General features: G+C 66.8%; 13 protein-coding genes. 6 read left to right on the top strand and 7 right to left on the bottom strand.

Annotated elements, in window-relative coordinates; all coding sequences use genetic code 11:
• The first annotated feature begins 120 nt into the window (after positions 1-120).
• Positions 121-2244 carry an acetate--CoA ligase family protein gene (locus ELY13_RS08690; protein ID WP_126173516.1) on the top strand — a complete coding sequence of 708 codons (2124 nt, stop codon included), beginning with the start codon at positions 121-123 and terminating at the stop codon, positions 2242-2244.
• Positions 2245-2275: 31 nt separating this feature from the next.
• Positions 2276-3715, top strand: a complete 1440-nt coding sequence (locus tag ELY13_RS08685; RefSeq protein WP_126173515.1) for an amidase — start codon at positions 2276-2278, stop codon at positions 3713-3715.
• A 13-nt stretch (positions 3716-3728) separates the two neighbouring features.
• On the opposite strand, the gene ELY13_RS08680 is transcribed toward ELY13_RS08685, so the two are convergent.
• From ELY13_RS08680 to tsaD, 5 genes are all read right to left on the bottom strand, one after another.
• Positions 3729-4112: a response regulator gene (locus tag ELY13_RS08680; RefSeq protein ID WP_126173514.1), complete on the bottom strand. Its 384-nt coding sequence runs from the start codon at positions 4110-4112 to the stop codon at positions 3729-3731.
• Positions 4113-4204: 92 nt separating this feature from the next.
• On the bottom strand, positions 4205-4825 hold the full coding sequence (locus ELY13_RS08675) for a hypothetical protein (protein WP_126173513.1): 621 nt from the start codon (positions 4823-4825) through the stop codon (positions 4205-4207).
• Positions 4826-5022: 197 nt separating this feature from the next.
• Positions 5023-6576, bottom strand: coding sequence for a lipopolysaccharide biosynthesis protein (locus tag ELY13_RS08670; RefSeq protein ID WP_241233608.1), 1554 nt, complete (start codon positions 6574-6576; stop codon positions 5023-5025).
• Entirely contained in the window at positions 6573-7565 is a 993-nt protein-coding gene (locus ELY13_RS08665) for an NAD(P)H-dependent glycerol-3-phosphate dehydrogenase (RefSeq protein ID WP_126173512.1), read from the bottom strand. Before ELY13_RS08665 ends, ELY13_RS08670 begins: the two co-directional genes overlap by 4 nt.
• Entirely contained in the window at positions 7562-8608 is a 1047-nt protein-coding gene (tsaD, locus tag ELY13_RS08660; protein ID WP_126173511.1) for a tRNA (adenosine(37)-N6)-threonylcarbamoyltransferase complex transferase subunit TsaD, read from the bottom strand. Before tsaD ends, ELY13_RS08665 begins: the two co-directional genes overlap by 4 nt.
• Positions 8609-8655: 47 nt before the next feature.
• On the opposite strand from tsaD, the gene hemC reads away from it, so the two are divergent.
• From hemC to ELY13_RS08645, 3 genes are read left to right on the top strand one after another with little or no spacing between them, the layout of a single operon-like run.
• A complete protein-coding gene (gene hemC / locus ELY13_RS08655; protein ID WP_126173510.1) occupies positions 8656-9582 on the top strand; it encodes a hydroxymethylbilane synthase in 927 nt (308 codons plus the stop codon).
• Positions 9579-10286, top strand: coding sequence for a uroporphyrinogen-III synthase (locus ELY13_RS08650; RefSeq protein WP_241233607.1), 708 nt, complete (start codon positions 9579-9581; stop codon positions 10284-10286). The genes hemC and ELY13_RS08650 overlap by 4 nt, the downstream gene beginning before the upstream one ends.
• Before the next feature lie 19 nt (positions 10287-10305).
• Entirely contained in the window at positions 10306-11271 is a 966-nt protein-coding gene (locus ELY13_RS08645) for an MICOS complex subunit MIC60 (protein ID WP_206436019.1), read from the top strand.
• Here ELY13_RS08645 and ELY13_RS08640 read toward each other — a convergent pair.
• Complete coding sequence (locus tag ELY13_RS08640; protein WP_277600648.1) at positions 11268-12500, bottom strand: FAD-dependent monooxygenase; 1233 nt, start codon at positions 12498-12500, stop codon at positions 11268-11270. The genes ELY13_RS08645 and ELY13_RS08640 overlap by 4 nt on opposite strands.
• 28 nt (positions 12501-12528) lie before the next feature.
• The gene (locus ELY13_RS08635) at positions 12529-14196 is read right to left on the bottom strand and encodes an alkaline phosphatase family protein (protein ID WP_126173509.1); all 1668 of its coding nucleotides are present in this window, start codon (positions 14194-14196) and stop codon (positions 12529-12531) included.
• Between the two features lie 83 nt (positions 14197-14279).
• Here ELY13_RS08635 and ELY13_RS08630 point away from each other — a divergent pair, with 83 nt between their 5' ends.
• Positions 14280-16289 (top strand): protein-disulfide reductase DsbD family protein, encoded by a 2010-nt coding sequence (locus ELY13_RS08630; protein WP_126173508.1) that lies wholly within the window; start codon positions 14280-14282, stop codon positions 16287-16289.
• Positions 16290-16300: the final 11 nt, after the last annotated feature.

Raw genomic sequence — 16300 nt, 5'->3', positions numbered from 1 at the left:
AGAGGCGCGTGCGGAGCTGAACTCCGCGCGCGCCTTTTATAACGCGCGGCACTTCCCCCCGCTCGACTCGTCACGTCGGATTTGGCATCGGGCACTTCCCGGTCCGCAGGAGATACTCGCATGACTACCAGGCGCTTCACCAACCAGCAGATCGACCGTTTGCTGCGGCCCAAATCGGTCGCGGTCGTCGGCGCCTCGGATCGTGTGGGTGCGTTGGGGGCTACGCTGCTCAACAACCTGGTGCAGTACAACTTTGACGGCGACATCTACCCGGTCAACCCGAAGCGGGAAGAGATCGCCGGGCTCAAGTGCTATCCGGACGTGACGGCGCTGCCTGAAGGAATCGATTGCGCGGTCCTCGCCATTCCGCGCCAGTTCGTGCTCGAAACCACGCGCCAGCTGGGCGAACGCGGGTGCGGCGCGGTGGTCATTTACTCGGCCGGATTCTCGGAAGCTGGCGAGGAAGGCATGCGGGAGCAGCTGGAGCTTGGCGAGATTGCTCGCAAGCACGGGATGGTGATCGAAGGGCCGAACTGCCTCGGCTGCACCAATTACGTTGAGCGGGTACCGCTGACCTTCGTCGAAACCAACATGATGACGCCGCCTCCCGGGGCGCGGGCCGTCGGGGTCGCCAGCCAGTCGGGGGCGCTGGCCGCCGTTCTCGCAACAGCGCTTCACCCGCGCGGGTGCTACGTCAGCGCATCGGTTTCTACCGGCAACGAAGCGGCAAGCGGGGTCGAGGACTACGTCGAGTGGCTGATCGACGATCCCCACACGCACGTAATAGCGATGTACGTCGAAAGCTTGCGCCGTCCGAAGGCGTTCATTGCCGCCGCGCGCCGTGCGCGCGAAGCCGGCAAGCCGATCGTGATGCTTCACCCCGGAAAGTCCAGCAAGGCTCAGGAAAGCGCCGCAACGCACACTGGCGCGATGGCGGGCGACTACCAGCTGATGAAGGCCAAGCTGACTCGCGAAGGCGTGATTTTCGCCGATACGCTGGAAGAACTCGCCGACATCGCCGAAATCGCGCTCCGCTGTCCGGCCCTGCCGGGTGCGAATATGGCGGTGCTGGGCGAAAGCGGCGCGCTGCGGGGCCTGGCCTTCGACATTGCCGAGGATATCGGGCTCGACCTGATCGATCTCAACGATGAGAACAGCCCGGCGTTGCGCGCGGTGCTGCCGGACTTCGTTCCTGTTTCCAACCCGACCGACATCACCGCGCTCGGCTTGTCGGAGCCGGAGATCTACACGAAGGTGCTGACCGCGCTGCTCGAGGATGAGCGGGTAGGGTCGGTGGTCGCCTCGATCATCCAGTCGGACCCGATCACCAGCGGCATCAAGTTTCCGCACATCATCAAGGTGCTGGAATCCGGAACCTTTACCAAGCCGCTGGTCTTCGCCGGGGTGGATGAAGGGGCCAAGGTGCCGGAAGAGTACATCGAAGGCCTTCGTAAAGTGGGGATTCCCTGGTTCCCCAGCACGGAACGCGCGTACCGCGCGATCGCCCGTCTCGCGGACCTCGCCAAGCGCGACCTGACCGATCGCTCGGCCGAGCCGATCGAGGCTCCGTGGCTCGAGGATGTCTCGGGCGTCGTTCCGGAATACAAGGCCAAGGCATTGCTGAAGCCGCTGGACATGCCATTCCCGGAAAGTCGCTTCGCCGCGAGCGCCGAGGAAGCCGTTTCGGCTGCCGAGATGGTCGGCTTTCCCGTCGTGATGAAGGCGCAGGCCGCCACGCTCGGGCACAAGAGCGATGCCGGCGGTGTGATCCTGAACCTGCGTACTGCGCAGGACGTGCGCGATGCGTTTGTCCGCATGTACGCCAACGTGAAGGCCTACGATCCTTCGATCCAGCTTGATGGTGTGCTGGTGGAAAAGATGGGGCGCATGGGCACCGAGATGATCGTGGGCGCGAAGAACGATCCCGAATGGGGTCCGGTCGTGCTGGCGGGATTCGGCGGTGTGACCGCGGAAATCCTGAAGGACGTGAAGCTGTTCACTCCGGATCTCGATCAGGCGGCGGTGCACGAAGGCTTGCTGGGCCTCAAGCAAGCCGCGATCCTGAAGGGCTACCGCGGCTCGCCCGCGCTCGACATTGCCGCGCTTGCGGAACTGATCGTCCAGGTTGGCCGGATCATGGCGGGTAACCCGGCGATCCGGGAGATCGACCTGAACCCGGTGATCATTCATCCGGAAGGCGAAGGCGTGGTAGCGCTGGACGCGCTGATGCTGGTGGAGCATTAACTAGAAAAATACGTCCAGCCGGGAGACTTCCATGACCGACCAGCCGCTTGCCCTCGCTTCCGCGTCCGAGCAGCTGGAGTGGCTTGATGCCGGGCGGATCGGCGCGGTCGACTTGCTGGACCTTACTCTGGAACGGGTCGACCGGTTCAATCCCGAATTGAACCTGGTCGTCGCCTTCGACCGGGATGGCGCGCGAGCTGCGGCCCAGGAGACGGATCGCCGACGCGCGGCAGGGGAGACGCTGGGCCCGCTCGCCGGCCTGCCGATTACAGTCAAGGATTCCTACGAAGTTGTCGGCATGCCTGCGACATGCGGGCTTGAGATGCTACGTGATCACCGGCCGGAACAGGACGCCGACGCGGTCGCGCAACTGAAGGCGGCGGGCGCGATCGTTTTCGGCAAGACCAATCTTCCGGCGGGCGCGAGCGATTGGCAATCCTTCAATCCGGTCTACGGCCTCAGCCGCAATCCATGGAATCCGGACCGGACCGTCGGAGGCTCCTCCGGCGGGTCGGCTGGTGCGGTCGCCTCGGGCTTCACGGCATTCGAACTGGGCAGCGACATAGCGGGATCGATCCGGATCCCGGCCCACTTCTGCGGCGTCTTCGGCCACAAGCCAACGTACGATCTGGTGCCCCTGCGCGGACACATCCCGCCGCTTCCCGGCATGCTGCACCAACCGCAGCTTGGGGTCGCCGGACCACTGGCCCGAAGTGCGGCGGATCTTGCGCTCCTCCTTCCGCTGCTCGCCCGTTCCGGGGCGCGGCCGCGGCTGTCGCAGCCGGGGCAGAAGCGACTGGAAGACTTCCGCGTCGGGATATGGATGGGCGAGGGCGCCTATCGCCTGGATGGTGGTTATCGCTCTGCGCTGGAGGCTTTCGTGGACGATCTCCGCAATGCCGGCGCATCGATCGAGCCGGTCCAGTTGCCGGTCGATCCACGTGAAAGTCAGGAAATCTATCTGCAGACCCTCTTCGCTATCGTCGGCGCGCCTGCTCCTGAAGAAGCCGGGGCCTTCGAGCAGCTGGCGGCGGAAGATGACACCGGGATTGCGGCCAAGCTCGCTCGTTACATGCGGACCTCGCTTGGCGAGTGGTTCGGACTGGCGGAAAAGCGGGAGCACCTTTTCCGCGCCTGGGCTGACTTCTTCACCCGTTACGACGCGCTCCTGTGCCCGGCTGCGCCGGTCGTCGCGTTTCCGCACATGGCCGAAGGCAGCGGAGTTCACTCAGCCCAGCTGTTCAGGCGGATCACCGTCGATGGCAAACCGGCGCCTTATCTCGACTTCACGTGGCAAGGGCTGGCCACCGTCGCCAATCTCCCGGCCACGGTGATGCCCAGCGGGCGCCTGGTGGAAGGCGTTCCCGCGGGAATCCAGGTCATCGGGCCCTCCTTCGGAGACCTGACGACCATTCGTTTTGCAGAAGTTGCGGAGCGCGCGACCGGCGGGTTTCGCGCTCCTCCGCTTTAACGATCCAGCACGATCAGGCGTGCTGGCTCACCGCGCGCTGAAGCATGTCGATCAACTGGTCGGGCGGGCAGGGCTTGGACACCGCCTGCGCCTCGGGATACCGCTCGGACAATTCATGCGGCATGACATGGCCGGAATGGAAAATGATCGGGACGCCGGCTTCGCTCAAGGCGTCGGCCAGCGGGTAGACTTCGCCGTCAGCCGTGTGGACATCCAGGATGGCGCAATCGGGCATCTCCTGATCGATCGCGACAAAGGCATTCTCCTTGTCCGCAAACGGCCCTTCAAGGGCAAAGCCGATGTCCTTCACCGTTTCCGACAAGTCGAGCGCAATGATGAACTCGTCTTCCACCACGAGAACCGTGGGATGGCGCGATTTTTCGTTGGGATTCGACATTCAGCTCACTCTTTCTGCTCCTTGCCGGCAAGACGGCTCAAGCATGAATGGGCGGAGCAGTGGCCGGTTCCCGGTTCCGTTGCAGGCCGTGCCTAGACTTTGCCGAACCGATCCTCGAAGCCTGCTTTGTCTCCTTCTGCAAGGAACCGGGCCTGTTCAATCCAATGATCGCGCCGGATGCGGCCCTGGAACCGGCCCAGTTGGGTGTCGATCCGGTCTATGTCCGCTTCGTCCCAGGCGGCAATCTGGGCAAAACTGTTCACGCCGATGGAGCGGAGGAGGGTTTCCAGCTTCGGGCCGACGCCCTTGATCCGCTTCAGGTCATCTTCGGTGGAAGCGACAGCTGGTTCGGGCTCGGCCACCTGAACGGGGGGGAGTTCCGGTGGGGTTTCCTTCACCGGTTCGGCAGGCTCGTTCGCAACAGGCTCCTGCCGCCGATTGGCGTCCGTCGCTGCTGCCACCACTTGTCCGACCCCGGCAAGACCGATCGGGGCGGCCGGCATGACTTCCGTTGCCGCCGCAGCCGCCGCCGGAGCGGAATCGATCAAGGCCTGGTTCCGCTTCGGCGGTGCGGCGTCTTTTTCAAGCGGGTCCGTCCTGGTCGTTTCCACCCTTGTCCGCCGTGAAGCGACGAAGAGCCACCAGGCAAGCGCGATCGCGACCAGGATCGCAATCAGGAACAGGATCCAGTTTTCCTGAAAAACTTCATTCATCGCGGACGCTCTCCACATGCTGGCACCGGGGTCTTCTGAAGCTTCCGATTGCCCGGTGAAGGGGAGGGAAGCTTCCGGCCGCTACGGCTCTCTCAATTGGTCGAACGTCCGTCATATGGCCCGCGAGCCGGGAGGCAACCCCGCCGCGCCGAAAGATTTTCCCAGTTGATCTAAGGACATGAGAGTAGATCGAAGCGTCAGGCACTGGCTGACGGAGTCTGCGGGACCGGCGGTTCGGCAATCTTGCGGCGGAACAGAACGCGGTCCTCCGGTCCGAAGCCCCAGCGCCAGATAACAAAGCCATAGACCGCAAGGATTGCGGGAACACCGAAAATCAGTTCGGCCCACTCCGGCAGCTTGGTGGCCAGCCATCCGACCAGCGCCGCGGGCACGGCCGCGTACACCAGCGCACGGCGCCAGTTGTTGATCGGCTGTTCCAGCAGGCGCGAAAGCATGATCGCCTTGACGATCGACGCGGTCGCCAGCGCGATCATCAGTGAAAGTCCCGCGGCCGCCGCCCGGTAGAGATCGCCGAGCGAATAGTGATCGACCAGCTGGATCAAGCCGACGGTAAGCACGCCCTGAAGAACGATGGTGCCCAGCGAAACAACCAGATTTCGCATCCGTGCAACATAGATCAGTGCGGCTTCGGAAACGACGGCCGTCGCCGCCACGACTTCCGCAGCCAGCAGAAAAGCGAGCGCTCCGTTGCCGCCGACGAACTTCGGGCCAACCAGGCCCATTATCGCTTCTCCGGGAATGCCAAGTGCAAGGGCAATCCCCGCCTGGGCGGCAACGATCCAGAAGCCTACCTGGCTGACCTGACTGGCAATGGCTGCGTAGTCGCGTTCGCGGATCTTGCGCGTGATGACCGGGCCGAGAATGGGATCGAAGCTGCTTTTCAGCTTTTGCGGCAGGCTCGCGACCTGCTGGGCGATGTAGTAGACACCCACTGCGGCGGGTGAGGCAAACACACCCAGGATGAGGATATCGAGCCGCCGGGTGCCCCATTCGATCGTATCCGCCCCGGCAAGAGGCAGCCCGCGCACCGTCAGGCGCGCCATGCGCCCCAGATCCGGCCGCCAGCCGGCAGGCAAGCCATAGCTCTTGAAGAACGGCCAGAGGGCTGTGGCCAGCGCGGCATAGACCGAAGCCAGATAGGCCAGCGAAAGTCCACTGCGCGGCACCACGAAGTAAAGCAGCCCGGCCATAATCGAGATCGTCCACGGCTCCACCACGGCTCGTGAGCGCACGGTGGCCCCGACGTCGAAGCGATAGGCCTGCGCGGCCAGCACCAGTTCGGTCAACGCGACCGCGGGGACGGCCAGCACCAGCAGCCGGTCCAGCGGAGCATGGATCCCGCTGGGGAACATCAGAGCAGGCACCAGCCACAGGAAAGCGGCGAAGCCGAGGCCGACGACCAAGGCGAGCAGCAGCCCGTCGAACACGATGTGGACCGGCTGCTCGTCCGTTCCGTCCGCTTCCGAAAGGCGCTGGGCGAGCCCGCGCTTCTCCCCGATGGTGGAGATCATCGCTACCAGTTCGACCACCACCAGCGCGGAGGCGAACCGGCCAAGAGCCTCCGCGCCGTACAGCCTTCCGGCAATGAACAGGAACGGCAGCCGGGCGAGCAGGCGGAGCAGGAAACCCAGGAAATTCGTCCGCCCCCCGCGCGCCAGCGCCTGCAGGTCTCCGGAGCCGTCTTCCGACGGGCTGCCCTGTGAGACGCTGCCCTGTACCGGATCGGTCAAGCCGCCGGTCCTTCCGCCGTCAACGGGCGGGCCAGGAGCTCGCTTGCGACCTCGCGCGCCGGTTCCCCCTGCAACAGGCGTGAGACGGCCGTCACGATGGGCATCGCAATGCCGTGCCGGGCTGCGAGTTCGGCGAGGACGGGCGCTGTGAACGCGCCTTCGGCCACGGTCTTGCGATCCGCCAGCAGCTTTGCCGGATCGTGCCCTTTTGCCAAAGCCTTCCCAAGCGAGAAGTTGCGGCTCGCCGTGGACGAACACGTCAGAACAAGATCGCCGAGGCCGCACAGGCCGGACAGCGTCTCCCGCTCCGCCCCGTACGCTTCGCCAAAACGCAGCATTTCGGCATATCCTCGCGCGATCAGCGCGGCACGGGCGTTCTGGCCCAGCTGCAATCCATCGACCACGCCGCAGGCGATCGCCAGCACGTTCTTTACCGCGCCGCCGATTTCAGCCCCCGCGACGTCATCGGAATAATAAGGGCGAAAGCTCGGGCGGGCGACGGCGGCAGCAAGGCGGCGCCACTGGGGTTCCCCGCCGCCACAAGCCAGTGTCACCGCCGTAGGCAGGCCAGCGGCGACTTCGTGGGCAAAGGTCGGCCCGGACAGAACGGCAATGTCGCTATCTGGCGCGACTTCGCGCGCGACTTCGTTCATCAGCCGCCCGGTTCCGGCCTCAATCCCTTTCGAGCAAAGCACCAGATCGCGCGGAAAGGCAGGAAAGGCGGCCAGAACCTCGCCCAGGTGCTGCGCGGGGGTGACGAGCAGCACGATGGCGCACCGCGCAGGCTCGGCAAGGTCGCTGGTGGCGCGAATGGACGCGGCAAGGGGAGTGTCCGGAAGATAGGTGGAATTCATCCCGTCCCGGTTGATCGCGTCCGCCAGCGCGTTGTCCCGCGCCCAGAGCAGGACGTCGCGCCCATCGCTTGCCAGCATCTGCGCCAGGGCCGTGCCCCAGGCGCCGGCTCCGATAACGGCGACGTCCGCGCTCACGCTTTGGCTCCCGCGCCGCGCACCGGCTCGGCGCCGGGGTCAAGCGGCCAGCGCGGCCGCGCGGGGACGTCCAGGGGAGAAGCCTCTCCCTTCGCGAACCGCTCGATACCCGCCCATGCAATCATCGCGGCGTTATCGGTGCAGAGCTTCAACGGGGGGGCGACGAAGCGCAAACCGCGGCTTGCCGCGCATTGTTCAAGCTCCGTGCGAACGCGGGTGTTGGCGGCGACGCCGCCGGCAACGACCAGGGCGGTGACTTCATCCATTGTCTCAAGTGACCGCTGCATCCTGTCGAGAACACAGTCGATTGCCGCTTGCTGGAAGCTGGCGGCGAGATCGGCGGGGGCGTAGTTGCCGCTCTCATGCGCTCGCAGGACAGCGCTTTTCAAGCCAGCAAAGGAGAAATGCGGTTCCCGCTTGCCCACCAGCGGGCGGGGCAGGGGGACACCGCGCGGGTCGCCTTGCTGCGCCAGCCGTTCAACCGCGGGGCCGCCCGGATAGCCGAGTCCGAGAATCTTGGCGGTCTTGTCGAACGCTTCGCCCAAGGCATCGTCGATGGTGGTCGCCAGCCTTTGGTACCGCCCCACGCCTTCGACCCGGAGGATCTGGCAGTGGCCGCCGGAAACCAGCAGTAGCGCGTAGGGGAATTGCAGGGTGGGATCGGCCAGCCGGGGGCTCAGTGCATGGCCTTCCAGGTGGTTGATCGCGATCAGCGGCTTTCCACTCGCCGTCGCGAGAGCCTTGCCGGTTACCAGCCCAACCATGACGCCGCCGATCAGTCCCGGGCCGGCAGTCGCTGCGACGGCATCGACATCCCGAATCTCGATTTCGGCCTCATCCAGCACGGCTTCGATCAGCGGAGCGAGCCGTTCGGCATGGGCACGGGCAGCGAATTCCGGAACCACACCGCCGTAAGGAGCGTGAACGTCGTCCTGAGAGGCGATTTTCTGGGCAAGGATGCGCCGCTCGCTTGTCACCAGCGCCGCGGCAGTCTCGTCACAGCTGCTTTCGATACCGAGCACCAGGGCGGGGCCATTCGTCATGGCGGGTTCCACTGGACGCAAATGCGTTTTAGGGCAAGCAAGCGCGCATGAACGATACAGCTCAACTCCGTCTCGGCACTCGCCGATCGCCGCTGGCCATGGCACAGGCCGAAGAAACGCGCGCGCGCTTGTGCGCCGCGCATGGCTGGCCCGAAGCCGCGGTTGAATTGCAATCCGTCATCTCAGGGGGTGACAAGATCCAGGATCGCCCGCTGGCCGAAATCGGCGGAAAAGCACTCTGGACGCGGGAGCTGGACGGTTTCCTGGCAGAAGGACGGATCGATGCCGCGGTGCATTCCATGAAGGACGTGGAGACCGAACGGCCGGAGGAATTCGTGTTCGGAGCCATCCTGCCCCGCGCCGACAAGCGCGACGTCTTGGTGGGAGCGGCAAGCCTGGCCGAGATTCCGCGCGGCTCCACGATCGGCACCAGCGCCCCGCGCCGGGCGGCGCAATTGCTCCACACCCGACCCGATTGCCGGGTCGTATCCTTTCGCGGCAACGTCGGCACCCGGATTGCCAAGCTGGCCGCGGGTGAGGTGCGCGCGACGTTCCTCGCCGCTGCCGGGCTGCAGCGGCTCGGCGAAACCGGTGTCGGTCATCCGCTTGAAATGGACCAGTGGATACCGGCCCCGGCACAAGGGGCGATCGGGATCGAGTGCCGCGCCGATGACATGCGGACGCGGGAACTCCTTTCCGCCATCGATCACCCGCCAAGCCGGGCGGAAGTCCTTGCGGAGCGTGCGCTGCTGGCGGCATTGGGCGGCAGTTGCCACAGTCCGATTGCCGCGCTGTGCACTTGGGAGAACGGAGAACTGGCCATGCGCGCGGCCTTGTTCAGCATGGACGGGGCCGAGCGCGTGAGCGGCGACGCACGCTTCGGGGACAGTGACACGGATGGTCCCGCGCGCCTCGCCGCCGATCTGCTGGCCCGCGCCACCCCCGGAATTTCCGCGCTGTTCACCGGGGCGTGAGCGGACCGATCATCGCCATCCGGCCGGAGCCGGGGCTGGGCGGGACCGTGGATGCTGCCCGCGAGATGGGAATGGAAGTGGCGGCTTTCCCTTTGTTCGCCGTCCGTCCGCTGGAGTGGGACGCGCCGGACCCGGCCGATTACGACGCGCTGCTGATCGGCAGCGCCAACGCGATCCGGCATGGCGGCGCAGCGACCCGGGCCATGAGGGGCAAGCCTGTCCATGCGGTGGGTGAGGCAACCGCCGAGGCAGCGCGGCGCGCGGGCTTTACCGTGGCGGAAATCGGCAGCGGCGGCTTGCAGGGCCTGCTGGACCAGCGGGCAGGCCCGCCGATCCGCTTCCTGCGGCTGGCCGGGGCGGAACGGGTCGCGCTCGCTCCTCCGCCGACAGTCACGATCCTGACTCGCACCGTCTATGCGAGCGAGCCGCTGCCGTTGCCGAACGCCATGGCAGCCCTGCTACGCGAGGGCGCCATCGTGCTGCTCCATTCCGCCGCCGCCTCCCGCCATTTTGCCCGTGAGTGCGCGCGGCTTTCCGTCCCGCGCGGTTCGATCCGGCTCGCCGCGCTCGCGCCCCGGGTCGCTTCGGCGGCTGGCAATGGATGGGCCGAGGTGCGTACCGCGCAGACCCCGCGTGAAGGCTCCCTGCTGGCACTGGTGAGGGACATGTGCCATCAACCGCCCCCGGCGCCGGACCAGGCGTGACGAAGTTCGGGATGGGCAGATGGACGACGATACTCTGAACGGGCGAGCCGCACCGGCGAGAAGCCGCAAGCGGACCGTGCTCGGCGTGGCCATCATTGCCTTCCTGCTTGGTGTGCTGGCGATGGCGGCGCTTGCGTGGCAGACGGGCTATCGCTTCGGTTTCGTGACCTCCCCGACGGACGAAGTGCCTGTGGGAGCGCAGACCAGCACACCGCAGGCCGCCCGGACGGCCGAACAGGCCCGGCTGGCAACCGTCGCCATAGCGCAGCGGCAAGGCGGGATGGACCAGCGGGTCGCCGCGATGGAGCAGCGGCTCGCCCGGTTGGACTTGCAGGCGCAGGCAGCGGCGGGCAATGCCGGGCGCGCCGAAGGGCTGCTGATCGCGTTCGCCGCTCGCCGCGCGATCGAACGCGGTGCGCCGCTGGGCTATCTCGCTGACCAGTTGCGGTTGCGGTTCGGCGATTCGCGGCCCAACGCGGTTGCCACCGTCCTCAACATGGCGCGGGATCCCATAACATCCGACCAGTTGATCAGCCGGCTGACCCGGCTTGCACCAACTCTGGCTCAGGCACCTGCGGACGAAGGGCTGTTCAGCCGGATCGGACGCGAAGTGTCCGACTTGTTCGTGATCCGCCGCGACTCCGCGCCCTCCCCGGCAGCCGACCGGCGACTGGCCCGGGCCCGGCTGTTGCTGCAGGAGGGACGGATAGAAGCCGCGATTTCCGAGGTGCGGCACTTGCCGAACGCGGCAGAAGCGGCTGACTGGATCGCGGACGCGGAACGCTATGCCGCCGCGCAACGCGCGCTGGATCTGCTGGAGACGACTGCGATCCTCGATCCGCGCGGCCTGCGCGACAGGGACGGCAACAGCGTGGTGCAGCCAAGCCCGGTAGTGCCCGTTGACCCGGCCGCTGCGCCGCGCGCGGAAGTTGCTCCAAGTCCGGCAGCTGCCAGAGACCCGGTCGTCCCCGTCGCAGGCGATTAGCCCTTCAGCAGTTCAGGCAAGTCTCCGGTGACGCCGCGCGCTTCATCCATGAACCAGCGCTTCAGCGGCGGCGTGCGCTGGACTATCCCCATTCCCAGGCGACGGATTGCGCTGGGCAGGCGTCCCGGGATGCCGAACAGCCGCGTAAGCCCGTCGGTCGCCAGCGCGACCATGAAGCTATCGAGCCCGCGCCAGTTCTCATACCGTTTCAGAACCTGCGGATCGCCCAAATCGAGCCCGAGCCGCATTCCGTCCGCAATCGCTTCCACCAGGGCGCCGACATCGCGCAGGCCAAGGTTCAGGCCTTGTCCCGCGATGGGGTGAATCCCGTGGGCCGCATCGCCGATCAGCGCCAGCCGTTCCGCGGTGATGCGGGCGGTGTGATGGAAGCCGAGCGGAAAGGCGGAGCGCGGTCCTTCGACCGAAACCGACCCGAACACACCGTGCATCCGCTTTTCCACTTCGGTCAGGAAGGCGCGGTCTGACAAGGCGAGAACGCCGGCTGCGTCCTTGTCCGCCACGGTCCACACCAGCGCGCTGCGGTGCTGCCCTGCCGGTCCATCGAGCAGCGGAAGCAGCGCGAACGGCCCGGCGGGATAGAAGATCTCCCAGGCGACGTTGCCGTGCGGCTTTTCATGAACCAGCCCGGCGATGATCGCCTGATGGGAATAATCCCACTTCGCGATCGTTAGTCCGGTTTCCTTGCGGGTAGGGGAATTGCGCCCCTCAGCCGCGACCATCAGCGAAGCGGAAAGCTGCGTGCCGTCCGCCAGCCGAACAGAGACGCCGAAGGGGCCGCGTTCCCGTTCCACGATTTCGGCGCGCGAATGCCAGCTGATCAGCGGTTCGTCCTTCGCCGCTTCGAACAGGGTGAGCCGCAAGATCCGGTTCGCGAACATCCGGCCGAGCGAGCCTTCGTGCGGTTCGGGCCGGAAATCGATTCGGCCGGGGCGCATGCCGTCCGTCACCGCAATCGATTCGATCGGGCAGCCGTGCGGTTCCAGCTGCGGGGCGAGGCCGATGTTGGCGAACAGGTTCCAACTGGCGGTCGAGATCGCCGACGCGCGTCCGTCGAACCCTTCGGCCGTCAGATCCGCTGGATCGGCGCGATCGACGACGTGGCTGGAGATGCCTTGCCGCGCGGCGGCCAGCGCCAGCGTCATGCCGACCAACCCGCCGCCGAGAATCAGGAGGTCCCGCTTGTCTCCATTCGCCGTTTGTCCTGCCACTGCGCTCGCCACTCGTCTGGAATCCTTTTTACCTGATGCAGGTATCGCCGGGTCCGCCGTCGATGTCGAGGCAGCGTCCGTCGAGTGTTCCCGCCGGGATAGCGAGTCCCGTCAGTGCCGCCAATGTCGGGGCGATGTCCACCGTTTCCACCGGGGTTGCTTGTTCGAAGCCGCTCATACCCTTGCGCAAGAACAGGATCGGCACGCGGCGATCATAGTCCCACGGGCTGCCGTGGCCCGTCGCGTGCCCCGGGCCCGGATCGGTCACCGCGACGACTCCCCGCTTCAGGAGGGCCACGACATCGCCCGACCGTTCCGGATCGAAAGAGGCGCGCGCCCGCTGTTCCAGCGTCCAGTCCTGCGGGGAACCCGTGGGACTGGGCAGGGCGGCAAGTTCCGGCGCTGTGAAGACCGCCGCGATTTGCGGGTCTGCTCTCAACATGGTCGCCAGTTCGGCCAATGCGCGGGACTTCTGTGCCGGGTCGAGCTGCGCGGAAAGGTAATAATCGCCGCCTGCGCCAAGGCCCAGGACCAGCGGGCCGGTTGGAACGGACAAGCCGGTGCGCGCCGCGAGAGCCTCTCCCACCGCGCCCGGCAGCAGGCCGGGGGCGGCGCGGGCGGCATCGGGCACGGCCTGTTCGCGGAGCCGCTCCGGCGTGTCCATTCCGCCATGATCTGACGTCAGCATCACCGCGTAATCGATCCCGCGCTGGTCGAGCGCGTCGAGCAGGTTACCGATCGTGCGGTCCACCTCGGCCATCTGGATGCACATTTCCACTCCGGCTGATCCGTAGGAGTGGCCGATATAATCGGTCGCCGAAAGGCTGACGGACAGGACATCGGGCACCGGATCGCGGCCTAGTTGCAGTTCGTCCACCAGCCGAACCGCCAGATCGGCCGTCGCCGCATCGGCCCGCGGCGACGCGCGGAAATCGCCCGGCTTATTCGGAGCCAGCGCGAACCGGTTCGTGCCGACCTTCATCGGCCCGACCGTCACGTCCCGATCGGTAGGGCCGCACCAGACGGGGGCGGGCAAGGCCGGCGCTCCGGCCGCGATCACCGCCGTGGCAGCCCGGTTCACGGCCTGGGCGGCCGGTGACAGCGGACGACCCGCAAAACTGGTGAAGCCACTTCCATCCCACCAGTACGCAGCATCGATGGAATGGCCGCCCATCATGACGACCGAACGGTCCTTGGCGGAAACCGCGACATTCCGGCTTCCGGGGTACGCGGCCTTCAGCCGGTCGCCCAGGGTCGGCACGCGCAAGTGCGCGGCGGAAACGACCGGATCGAACGGACCGCTGGCGGGATCGGCTTCGTCCTCGGCGCAATAGACGCGCTTGTCCGCGCGGGACAGATCGGGATCGACCCACATGTTGGCGATAATCCCGGTGCGCGCGGGGTGCATGCCGGTCAGGATCGTGGAGTGGCCGGGGCAGGTCTCTGTCGCGGCGTGGGACTGGTAGCCGGCGGGAAACACGGCCCCGTCCTGAAGTCGCGCCAGCCCGCCGGTAAAGCGGCGGCGGTAGCGGTCGAACAGATCGCCGGAAAGCTGGTCCACCGAAAGCGCCACGATCAGCCGGGGCGGCTGCGCCGGAGCTGCCGCTTGCTGCGTGCTGTCGGCAGGCTGGGCTGCAAGCGGGGTGGAGCAAGCCAGCGCGGCGGTGGCGGCGAGAATAACGTGACGGAGTCGCATGGTCATGTTCTTGAAAGCCCGTTGTGCTATCGGCAAGAGCGTTTGAATGGCCGGCGCGTGACGGCCGACGGGAGCCGAGGACCATGCGCCGCTATCGCCTGCTTGTTGCATTGCTGTTGCAGTGCCTGGGCTTAATGCTCATCGTCGCTCCGGCCGGGGCGCAAAACCGCAATCACATCGCCGCGGAACTGATCGCCGCCGACGTCGCCCGCCCCGGCGAGGAACTGACGCTGGCGCTGCTGTTCCACCCCGAACCCGGTTGGCACGGCTACTGGTCGAACCCGGGGGATGCCGGATACGGCATGCGGCTGGACTGGCAAATGCCGGAAGGTTGGCGAGCGGGGGGGCCGGAATACCCGGTGCCGCAAACCCTGCTGATCTCTGGCCTGATGAACCATGTCTATGAACGGGATTATGCCGTGCTGGTCCCGGTCACGGTGCCGCAAGGCGCATCGGGGATCGCTCCGATCGAAGTGAAGGCGGACTGGCTCGCCTGCACCGACAAGATCTGCGTGCCGGAAAGCGCGACCCTGACGCTGCGCGTGAAGGTGGGCGGGGACACGATCCGCGATGCCCGGTTCGATGCGTGGCGCGCGGCTCTACCGCCTCCCTTGAGCAGCGCGGCGAAATTCGAACTGACCGAGGGCGGGCTGCGGATCGCGGTGCCGCTGCCCGCTTCGCTTGGAGTGGAGGATCCGCACGTGTTCGTCGATCAGCAGCGGCTGGTCGATTACGCCGGTGTCCAGACCTTCGCGCGGGAAGGAGACTGGCTGGTTGCGGAGCTCCCGCGGGATGGGACGGCCCAAGACACGGGCGCGGTGTCGGGGATCCTGAAGCTGGACCAGACGGGCGCCGGGGTGCGGTTCGTCGCCCAGCCGGGCGACGTTCCTGCGGGCGGAACCCCTCTGGGAGGGGGCAGCGGGTTGATGGCTTCGCTGCCGGTGCTGCTGGCTCTGGCGCTGCTGGGCGGACTGATCCTGAACGTGATGCCCTGCGTGTTTCCGATCCTTTCCCTCAAGGCGCTCAGCCTTGCGCGAGCGGGCGAGAGCGAAGCGGAGGCGCGGCGGGAAGGGCTGGCCTACACTGCGGGGGTGATTCTCGCCGCGCTCGCGCTCGGCGGGATGCTGCTGGTGCTGCGCGCCGGCGGCAGCGAAATCGGCTGGGCGTTCCAGTTGCAGGAACCCGGCGTGGTAATCGCGCTGCTGGCTTTGGCGGTGGCGATCACGGCAAACCTGGCGGGGCTTTACGAGTTGCCATCGCTCTCCTTCACCCGGTCCGGCGGCCGGTCGAGCGCGTTTGCCACCGGCCTGCTGGCCGCATTCGTCGCCACTCCATGTACCGGGCCCTTCATGGCGGCCGCGATGGGAGCGGCGCTGCTGCTGCCCTGGTGGCAGGGCTTGCTGCTGTTCGCCGCGCTCGGGTTTGGCTTGGCACTGCCGTTCCTCGCGCTGGGCTTCGTGCCGCCGCTGCGGCGCATGCTGCCGCGCCCGGGCAAGTGGATGGAGACCTTCCGCCGGTTGCTGGCAATCCCGATGGGGCTGACTGCGCTGGCGCTGCTGTGGCTGGCCTGGCGCCTTGGCGGGCCCGGCTTCGCTGCGCTGGGACTGCTGGCCGCCGGAGCCTTGGTGGCCCTGCTGATCGGCCTGCGGCGCGGTGCCCGGACGGTGGCCTTGGCCTCCCTCATAGCAGCCTCGCTTGTAATCGTGCTGCTTCCCTGGACCTACGCGCCCCCTGCCGCGCAGGAACAGGGCGTCCTGCCGGCGGTGCCGTACAGCGAAGCGGCGCTGGCCGAGGCGCGGGCTTCCGGCAAGCCGGTGTTCGTCTGGTTCACCGCCGACTGGTGCCTGACCTGCAAGGTCAATGAGCAAGTGGCGATCGAGCGGGATGCAACGCGCGATGCCTTTGCCAACGCTGGCGTGGTTGCGATGCGGGGCGACTGGACGAGGCGCGACCCCGAGATTACGCGATTTCTGACCGCCCACGGTGTGGCGGGGGTGCCGCTGTACATCTGGTATGACGCCGAAGGAGGGGAGCAGACCCTGCCGCAAGTCCTGACGCCCGACACCTTGACGAGTCTTGCCGAAGGAGCCTGAGCCGGAAAGCC

This window comes from Altericroceibacterium xinjiangense (genome assembly GCF_003958635.1).
Lineage (GTDB): Bacteria > Pseudomonadota > Alphaproteobacteria > Sphingomonadales > Sphingomonadaceae > Altericroceibacterium_A > Altericroceibacterium_A xinjiangense.
Note: the sequence above shows the minus strand (reverse complement) of the source record. Positions and strands in the feature narration are given on the sequence as shown.

Excerpts from the sequence above, each read along its gene's own strand:
- ELY13_RS08690 (WP_126173516.1), top strand. The coding sequence starts at position 121 with ATGACTACCAGGCGCTTCACCAACCAGCAGATCGACCGTTTGCTGCGG.
- ELY13_RS08685 (WP_126173515.1), top strand. The coding sequence starts at position 2,276 with ATGACCGACCAGCCGCTTGCCCTCGCTTCCGCGTCCGAGCAGCTGGAG.
- ELY13_RS08680 (WP_126173514.1), bottom strand. The coding sequence starts at position 4,112 with ATGTCGAATCCCAACGAAAAATCGCGCCATCCCACGGTTCTCGTGGTG.
- ELY13_RS08675 (WP_126173513.1), bottom strand. The coding sequence starts at position 4,825 with ATGAATGAAGTTTTTCAGGAAAACTGGATCCTGTTCCTGATTGCGATC.
- tsaD (WP_126173511.1), bottom strand. The coding sequence starts at position 8,608 with ATGACGAATGGCCCCGCCCTGGTGCTCGGTATCGAAAGCAGCTGTGAC.
- hemC (WP_126173510.1), top strand. The coding sequence starts at position 8,656 with ATGAACGATACAGCTCAACTCCGTCTCGGCACTCGCCGATCGCCGCTG.
- ELY13_RS08645 (WP_206436019.1), top strand. The coding sequence starts at position 10,306 with ATGGACGACGATACTCTGAACGGGCGAGCCGCACCGGCGAGAAGCCGC.
- ELY13_RS08635 (WP_126173509.1), bottom strand. The coding sequence starts at position 14,196 with ATGCGACTCCGTCACGTTATTCTCGCCGCCACCGCCGCGCTGGCTTGC.
- ELY13_RS08630 (WP_126173508.1), top strand. The coding sequence starts at position 14,280 with ATGCGCCGCTATCGCCTGCTTGTTGCATTGCTGTTGCAGTGCCTGGGC.